Here is a 1447-nt window from a genome sequence, read left to right on the forward strand (position 1 = left end):
GACGTGGTGGACTTTGGGCTTACCCCGGTTTAGCGGACACCGGATTGCGGCGGTATGGCCGTTGCGGAAAGGTCCTCATGATGGGCCAGGTGTTCACCCGGGAGTTCAGGGAGCAGATCGTCGCGCTGCACCTGGGCAACCACAAGTCGTATAAAGAGATCGCGGCGGAGTATGGGTTGTCGGCTACCACGGTGTCGAACTGGGTGCGTGCGGCCAAGCGCGAGCAGTTAGCTCAGCATCGGCCGGCGAAGTCCGCGGAGACCGAACAGAGTGCCCGGATTGCCGAGCTGGAGCGGCAGCTGGCTCGCAAAGAAGAGGAAGTCAGGATCCTGGGAAAAGCGCTGGCCTTCTTCGCGCGTCGGGAAGAGCTGTAGAGCTCTACTGCTACATCGCCGCGGAGAAGGCCACCGATCCCAGCCTGAAGATTAGCGTGATGTGCCGGGTTCTGGGTGTGTCGCGTTCGGGGTATTACGGGTGGGTCAAACGGGTGTCGAGCCCCCCGATGGGTCGGGCAGCAGAAGACGCCGCTTTGCTCGACAAGATTAAGGCGCTGCACGCCGAATTTTCCTATTACGGGGCTCCCCGAATCCATCAGGCGTTACGCCGCCAAGATTTAATCGTCGGACGTCATCGTGTGGCTCGGATCATGCGGTGCAACGGCATTCGGGCATTTCGTGGTCGGGTCGAGATACGACGTCGGTCGGTGCCGTTTCACCGTCGGGTGGATCTGGTCGACCACGTCCAGCGCAACTTTGCCGCCGAGCAACCCGACCGGTTGTGGTTCACCGACACCACGCTGATCAAGACCACCGACGGCTGGCTTTACGTTGCCGCCATTCTGGACGCCTATAACCGCGAAATCATCACCTGGAGGACCAGTCCGGTGGAATCTGCAGCGACGGCCCAGCAGGCTTTAGCCGAGGCCATCATGATTCGCCGGCCGTCTCCAGGTTGCATCGTGCACTCCGATCGGGGCTATCAATACACCGCCTACGAATGGACGACACTGGCACGACGACACGGAATGGTCGTGTCGATCGGCGAGCGCAAAGACCCACGAGATAACGCCGTCATGGAGTCCTGGTTCGCTTCGCTAAAAGTCGAAGAGCTCTACCCCAAGGGCGTTCCGAGCAGCCGCGCCGATGCCCGTCAACGCTTGTTTACCTACGTCTGGATCTACAACAACAAGCGGCTGCATTCGTCGCTGGGGTACCAGACACCGCGAAGCTACGTCAGAATCAAATGAAAACTGTCCGTCAAACACGGGCAAGCCCACTTCGCAGTAGTAGCCGGGAACGGTGCAGCCCGGTGCGCTACAGCCGCGGTCCTTGGCGTACAACACGATTCGCTGCCCCGGCGAGGCTAGCCGCTTGGTGTGATAGAGCGCCAGCGCCTTGCCCTTGTCGAAGATCGCCAAATAGTGGTGGGCGTGGCGGGCCAGGCGGAT

General features: G+C 60.9%; 2 protein-coding genes and 1 pseudogene. 2 read left to right on the plus strand and 1 reads right to left on the minus strand.

Translation table 11 applies throughout. The features are described from left to right. Together A5708_RS06610 and A5708_RS06615 are read left to right on the plus strand one after the other, a co-directional pair. Positions 1 to 374, plus strand: a 374-nt coding sequence (locus tag A5708_RS06610) for a transposase (RefSeq protein ID WP_231117831.1), incomplete at its 5' end; no start/stop codon positions are given. A gap of 14 nt (positions 375 to 388) precedes the next feature. Further along, positions 389 to 1246: an IS3 family transposase gene (locus tag A5708_RS06615; protein WP_269199377.1), complete on the plus strand. Its 858-nt coding sequence runs from the start codon at positions 389 to 391 to the stop codon at positions 1244 to 1246. Between the two features lie 27 nt (positions 1247 to 1273). Here the strand turns inward: A5708_RS06615 and A5708_RS26005 are convergent. After that, positions 1274 to 1447, minus strand: a pseudogene (locus A5708_RS26005) (DUF222 domain-containing protein); the annotation flags it as partial.

It is taken from the genome of Mycobacterium colombiense (assembly GCF_001672755.1).
In the GTDB taxonomy this organism is placed as follows: Bacteria; Actinomycetota; Actinomycetes; order Mycobacteriales; family Mycobacteriaceae; genus Mycobacterium; species Mycobacterium colombiense_C.